At 39.9% G+C, this 6,774-nt stretch carries 7 protein-coding genes; 3 read left to right on the top strand and 4 right to left on the bottom strand.

What is annotated here, in order from left to right:
• Positions 1-115: 115 nt before the first annotated feature.
• Positions 116-1,951 carry a vWA domain-containing protein gene (locus PL9631_RS02195; RefSeq protein ID WP_197046233.1) on the bottom strand — a complete coding sequence of 612 codons (1,836 nt, stop codon included), beginning with the start codon at positions 1,949-1,951 and terminating at the stop codon, positions 116-118.
• A gap of 385 nt (positions 1,952-2,336) precedes the next feature.
• On the opposite strand from PL9631_RS02195, the gene PL9631_RS02190 reads away from it, so the two are divergent.
• Entirely contained in the window at positions 2,337-2,459 is a 123-nt protein-coding gene (locus PL9631_RS02190; protein ID WP_083616540.1) for a photosystem II protein Y, read from the top strand.
• Between the two features lie 107 nt (positions 2,460-2,566).
• Positions 2,567-2,818, top strand: coding sequence for a MoaD/ThiS family protein (locus tag PL9631_RS02185; protein WP_083616548.1), 252 nt, complete (start codon positions 2,567-2,569; stop codon positions 2,816-2,818).
• Positions 2,819-2,844: 26 nt separating this feature from the next.
• Here the strand turns inward: PL9631_RS02185 and PL9631_RS02180 are convergent, their stop codons facing one another.
• A complete protein-coding gene (locus tag PL9631_RS02180) occupies positions 2,845-3,576 on the bottom strand; it encodes a glutathione peroxidase (protein WP_083616538.1) in 732 nt (243 codons plus the stop codon).
• A gap of 332 nt (positions 3,577-3,908) precedes the next feature.
• On the opposite strand from PL9631_RS02180, the gene rpaB reads away from it, so the two are divergent.
• Positions 3,909-4,670, top strand: a complete 762-nt coding sequence (gene rpaB, locus PL9631_RS02175; protein WP_083616546.1) for a response regulator transcription factor RpaB — start codon at positions 3,909-3,911, stop codon at positions 4,668-4,670.
• 192 nt (positions 4,671-4,862) lie between these two features.
• Here the strand turns inward: rpaB and trmB are convergent, their stop codons facing one another.
• Together trmB and csaB are read right to left on the bottom strand one after the other, a co-directional pair.
• Positions 4,863-5,501: a tRNA (guanosine(46)-N7)-methyltransferase TrmB gene (gene trmB, locus PL9631_RS02170; protein ID WP_083616536.1), complete on the bottom strand. Its 639-nt coding sequence runs from the start codon at positions 5,499-5,501 to the stop codon at positions 4,863-4,865.
• Positions 5,502-5,628: 127 nt separating this feature from the next.
• Positions 5,629-6,669: a polysaccharide pyruvyl transferase CsaB gene (csaB, locus tag PL9631_RS02165; protein ID WP_083616533.1), complete on the bottom strand. Its 1,041-nt coding sequence runs from the start codon at positions 6,667-6,669 to the stop codon at positions 5,629-5,631.
• Between the last annotated feature and the right edge of the window lie 105 nt (positions 6,670-6,774).

The following is a 6,774-nucleotide window of genomic DNA, read 5'->3' as shown; positions in this document are numbered from 1 at the left end:
GGGTAATGGGTAATGGGTAATGGGTAATGGGTAATGGGTAATGGGTAATGGGTAATGGGTAATGGGTAATGGGTGATGGGTAATGGGTAATGGGGTGAAACACAAACAGCCTATGCTATTGAATGAGACGCCGAATTTTGCCGTAGGCGGCGTAGGATTTGCCGTCGGAAGACTCCCGCACTTCATCCACCACGTAGAGAACACCTTCCGCCCGAATATCCCGGGGAAACCGAATATTATAGTTAGGATTATAACCATCGGACACCACTCGCGCCCGGAGTTTGCTGCCTTCTTTGACACATTGAATAATCACCCCATTTCCCACGGTATCGGTTGTTTCTAGGTCAGCAAAGGATTTAGGTGCTTTAATTGCCTGTAAATTCGTTGTTTTTTGGGCTTTTGGGGTTCCGGCTTGGCGTTCTTCTCCGGGTTTCACTAACCGTTTAATTGTGCCTAAAGCCCGGTAAAAATCCCCATTCGCCGATAGTTTAATTTCTTCGACAATATAAGTCACTCCCGCTTCCCGAATATGGCGAGGAAACTGCACATTTAGTTCGGGATTATATCCTTCAGAAATAACCCGAACTCGCAATTTTCCCCCCTCTCGAATACATTCTACTAATACGCCTTGCTCAAAGGTAGAAACCGCCTCTAAACTGTCCGCATCTCCGGCATTAATTCCTCTTAAATTTAAGTCTTCTCGGTTACGGGTTCGGGTTTGATAGGATTGATCTCGCATTTCCTTACGGCTGACGGAATCAAAATTTTTGCTTTCAATCCGCTGGGCATAATATTCTAATTGTTCAATTTCTTCGGCAATTTCAAAGATTTCATCTAATAATTTTTGCTGAATATCTTGAATTGCAGATCGTAGGATTTCCGATGCTTTTTTATACTCGCCTTGATCTGCTAGGGCGATCGCTTTTTCCTTAACCTGAGCCATTCGCAATTTACTGGTTTGTTCAAAAACCGATTGATTAGGTTGAATTTGTTGCGCTTCTGTTTCTGAACCAATATTAATTGTAACCTTTAATTCCCCTAGAATTTGCTCAATACTATCATTAACAATCGTTTGATATTTATAATTTATGTGGAGTATGGGAAGTTGACCCAATATATTTTGAGGAGGAATAATCAGTTGCAGTGCTAACTGTTTGGCTTCCACTGCATAAACATCTCCGACAAAAACTTCTAAACCATTGTCAATAGAATTAGTCCGATAATTATTTAAGATTTCTCGAAGCTCAATAGAGGATTCCGGCTGTAATTTTACTGTTAAATTTTGTGCAACTACGGAGGTTAAACTTTCTAATTCAATTCTAAATACATCCGTCGCGTCATCGGGGGATTGAATAAAATAAAATCGGCCGCCGGACGCATCAGCCATGGCGATCAATAAATCTTCATTAAAATAGGTTCCAAATCCTAATGTTGTGGTAATAATTCCCTGTTCTGCTTGTTTTTGAGCCGTTTTAGTCAGGATTTGGGTATCGGTAATTCCCAGATTAGCTTGTCCATCTGTTAATAATAAAACCCGGTTTAAATGTTCTGTATTTAGATGGGATTTAACTTGCTCACAGCCTAATAACCAACCCCCGCTTAAATTCGTACAACCCCCGGCTTGAATTCGATCCAATTTTGAACAAATATCTGCTTTATCTGTAACCCGTTGGGGAGCTAAAATTACATCAGCTTGATCATCATAAATAACAATAGAAATAATATCCTGATCCGTCAAAGATTCTACTAATTTTTGAGCAGCCTTAATCGCATATCGCAGAGGTTGACCCGCCATGGAACCGGAGCGATCAATGACTAAACTTAAATTTAATGGCCGTCGAGGGCCAGGATTTTCAGTTTTTTCTCCATTGAAGTTGAGAATTAAATCAACGGAGGCTGCCGTATTAGTTGCAATTAATGAATGGGACAAAGAATAGTTAATCTGAATCATAGATCAAAATCTCAGGGGTGAGTGAAAATATAAAAATCCATCGATCGCTACAATAGCAAGTCTTGTCCGGTGGGAAATTACGGTTTCAGTGACGCTAAAAACTCGGAAATTTATCTAGTTTCAATTGTGGCGAATAAATGCTCGGGTCTGCCAAAATTTAAGATTTGCTTTTTTTTTGGGTTTTAGTTCTAAGTATTTTAACTCAAAGATTGTAACAAAACTTTATATTCTGGGATCGGGTTCTCATTCTCCTGATCCTCGTAATCTGATAAAATGGCGTTAACAGAACTGGCAAAACAGCCTCAGTCCTCTCTTGATTACCACCTAATGTTGGGATCAAAACAAAAAGATGAGAGATGTTTAAAAAACTTTAGGAGGAGAATCTATGGATTTCGATTTTCGCATTTTGATTGTTCTATTACCCCTAATTGCGGCGTTGGGTTGGGTTTTTTATAATATTGGTGCGATCGCTATCGGACAAGTTCAACGCTTTTTAAGCAAAAGTTAAATAGAACTTCTAAACAATATTCTCCCTATCCCGTTCTGATGCGGGGTAGGTTTTTTTCTAAAATGGGTTATGGGGAATTACGAATTACGAATTACGAATTACGAATTATGTCAATCACCGTTACAGTGAAGCTATTTGCAGCGTTTCAAGAAGCCTACAAAGTTCCAGAATTAATACTGGATTTTCCTCCTAAAACTCCTGTTTTGGCAATTTTGGATCGGTTGATTCAAGAACATCCAGAACTAGAACCATGGCGAAATGTAACCAGGTTTGGAATTAACCTAGAATTCGTTAATCCTGATACTGAAATACGGGATAAAGATGAAATTGTTTTAATCCCTCCGGTTAGTGGTGGTTAATTCCCTGAACTATTAAAAAGGAATTGTTAGACTCCGAAATGTTTAGCTAAATCCTCAGAACCACCAATTAATTTTCCATCAATAAAAACTTGAGGAACTGTAGTTCCTCCGGTGACTGCTTGTAAGGTTTTTGTTGTAACTTCTTTCCCTAAAACAAGTTCTTCAAAAGCAATTCCTCGGTCTTTTAGGAGGGCTTTAGCACTGGCGCAGTAGGGACAACCAACTTTTGTAAACAGCGAAACTAAAGGGGGTTTGACCGCATTAGGATTAATATATTTGAGCATAGTTTCTGCATCAGAAACTTCAAAGGGGTCGCCAGCGACTTCCGGTTCAATAAACATTTTTTCGATGATCCCATCTTTGACTAACATGGAATAACGCCATGAACGTTTCCCAAACCCTAAATCGGTTTTATCGACTAACATTCCCATCTTTTCGGTAAACTCGCCATTCCCATCGGGAATCAAAGTAAGATTATCTGCTTGTTGATCTTTTGCCCATTCATTCATCACAAAAGCATCATTTACCGAAATACAAATAATATCATCAACCCCATTTTCCTTAAATACGGGTGCTAAATCGTTATAACCCGGAACATGACTACTCGAACAGGTGGGGGTAAATGCACCGGGTAACTCAAAAACAATCACGGTTTTCTGTGAAAATAACTCATCAGTTGTTACATGAACCCATTCGTTATTTTTCCGAGTTCTAAATGTTACCTTGGGAACCCGTTGACCTTCATGATTTTCTAACATTGGTTTCACGTTTATCGTTGTTACTAATTAGCTATAATAACACTATTCATGTTTTGTTTTAAAATATTAACCCCCGTAACTGAATATTACCGTAAAATCGGAATTTGTTAAGTTTGATAACAAATTGGAAACGTATGTTATCATAATACACAGCAATCTTAGCAATCAGACTGAATCACCCACCCCAAAAAAAGTGAATTTTTGTCCCATCATGTCGCTGTGCAGGGATCGGAATTTGTCGGTTGAAGCAATCCTGAGACCCTGCCAGCATTGATATGATTTGCTTTAGCTTTGCTCAATTAAAAGCCGATCCATCTATTATAAAACCCGATATGAGTTTACAAGCACAATTTGATGAAAAACGCAACGGCGAAAAAATTCTAGTTGCCGATGATGAGTCTGCGATTCGGCGGATCTTAAAAACTCGTCTTTCGATGGTGGGCTACAATGTGGTCGTTGCCGCCGATGGTTTAGAAGCGCTGGAAATGTTTGAAAAAGAAAGTCCTGATCTTTTAGTTTTGGATGTGATGATGCCAAAATTAAATGGTTATGGGGTCTGTCAAGAACTGCGAACGAAATCCGATATTCCGATTATTATGTTGACCGCTTTAGGGGATGTGGCGGATCGAATTACGGGTTTAGAATTGGGTGCGGATGATTATTTAACTAAACCTTTTTCTCCTAAAGAATTAGAAGCTCGAATTCATGCAATTTTAAGACGGTTTAAAGATACAACTTCATCGCATAATCTGAGTCCAGAGGTGATTCAACTCGAAGCGGTGCGGATTGATACGGTTAAACGCCGCGTTTATAAGGGTGATAAAGTGGTTCCCTTAACCTATATTGAATTCAATCTTTTGGAATTATTAGTTAAACGATCTGGGAGTGCGGTTTCTCGTTCAGAAATTCTCAAGGAATTATGGGGATATACACCTCGAAGGATTGCGGATATGAGGGTTGTAGATGTTCATGTTGCGCGGTTACGAGCAAAAATCGAGGAAGATCAACGCAATCCTGAATATATTTTAACGGTGCGAGGTGTGGGTTATTCCGCCCAACGTTTACCCGGTGTGGAAGAAGCTATTGGCGCTTAATTGTTTTCAAATAAAAACTTTTCAAAATTTAAAGACAACTTTCGTTTTTCAGTCAATTTTAAATCTCGATTTATCCCCTAAAAAATAGTTATCATTATTTATAGATTAATAGGATTTAGGGTCTAAAATCGGGAACGGGAGGAGAAATATTCAGGCAAAAATTGCAAGTCTGAATGTTTCTCCTCTGTTGTTTTAATCAGATTTCTTGATAAATAAAGCCCGATAAACCGGTTCATTTCGGTCTAAAGTTGATTGTTCTCTTTCTGTGGCCAGGGGAAGGGGATTTTCTGTTAACCAGTCATTTTGGGTGCGATGAAAAGCGGGATGTTCAGAAAAGCGATCGCACATTTCCACAGCTACTTCCTCGATATCAGATTGGACAAAAACCTCTGTTCCTGCTGCTAAATAATCGGCTAAATTATTTACTAATTCCGGTTGAACAACTCGGCGTTTTTGATGACGTTTTTTAAACCAAGGGTCGGGAAATTGAATACTAACTCGTTTTAATAATCCTGTTGGTAAGGATGCTAAAATTGGTTGAATTGAAGTATTAGCATTACAAAATAAATAATGTAAATTGGTTAATCCCAGTTGATCTCGGACAATATTAGCTTCCTCAACTAAGCTTTCTCTAATTTCTAGTCCCAAATAATTCCATTGAGATTCTAATTGGGCAAATTCCCATAAAAATTGACCTCTAGCGCAGCCAATATCTAAATGAATGGGTTGGTTAGGATTAGCATAAATCCTTGACCAGTCAGGCGGAATTACCGGAATTAGATATTTTTGACTCAGGGGATTAACGTGTTGACGAACTCGGACGCGGGGCATAAATAATGACTGTAAAATGAACAATATAGGACTAGGGAACACGGAACAGGGAACAGGAAACATTACGCATTGAATGAGTTTGCTGGATTTAGAAGTATCCTAACTGTAATGCGTAGCACTATAGGATTTAGTGAAATTGGGAGTAGAGTAGTTCTTTATGAACTTTTGCCCGATCTACAAAAAACTCGATTTTTCCCTGGGAAAAGGGTTGATGATTCGCATAACAATCAATCCAGGTTTTACTGATTAAGTTAGGATCTTCTGGGAGTTGATCAATTTCCCATCCTGGTAATTCTAATTCTTCCATTAAACGGCTAACTTTAGGATCATAACTCAAGGCAAAACAGCGACATTGTTCCGTAGCTGCCATAATTAAACTATGAAATCGCATTCCAATCAAAAATTCTACTCCTCGAAAAACTCCTTTTAATTGTCGCGGATCTTCTAAGATTAGAACTTGACTGTTTTCGGGTAGGGCTTGATGTAAAGTTTGGGCGATCGCTAAATCTTGAATCGGCTGAAACGGAATTAATAAAATAAAGGTTTGGGTAGCTTTTTGAAACGAGACTAAGGCCCTGGCAATTAATGATAACCGTTGCGGGGTCAATTGGGGGTGAGGTCGCAAAGTCAGGGCGACTCGTGGCGCGGGTAAATTCCACAATCCGGCTACGGGTCGAGATTCCAAGGCCCAAACCGGGTCAGGAGCCAGGGAAAAGGGAATATTCCAGTTAGATAATAACCTCGCAGAACCCACATCCCGCACGCTTACAGCACTACAGCCGGAAAAGGTTTTTTTTGCCAGCCATCGAGAAACAGAACGGTTCAAGGGGCCAATACCCTGCGCCCAGGCAATAGTTGTGAGTCCCATCCGTTGCGCTAATCCCATCAATCCACCATAATAAAAAGGACTGATGGCGCTGGTCACATCTTGGATCAGGCTACCCCCGCCCCAAATCAAAGCATCGGCGCGGCGCAGGGCGTTGAGAACTTCCATCCCATTCATGCGATCGCAGGCTTCCACCTGATAATGGGTTTGGGTTTGGCTAGGGTTTCCCGACAAAACCACGGCTTCCACCGTCGGCGGTAACATTTGTAACAACGATGCCAACAAAGCCTCATCCCCCCCATTACCCTTTCCATAATATCCACTACAAATTACCCGTTGCATGGCCTCCCGTTTCCCCAGTTACCAATATTAATATCAGATTGTACGCTAATTAAATTAACATAAATATCAGACCAAAATATTAATGAACTTTCTGTTATCGATTGT

It is taken from the genome of Planktothrix paucivesiculata PCC 9631 (assembly GCF_900009265.2).
GTDB classification, from domain to species: domain Bacteria; phylum Cyanobacteriota; class Cyanobacteriia; order Cyanobacteriales; family Microcoleaceae; genus Planktothrix; species Planktothrix paucivesiculata.
This window is presented reverse-complemented; position numbering and strand designations above follow the sequence as displayed.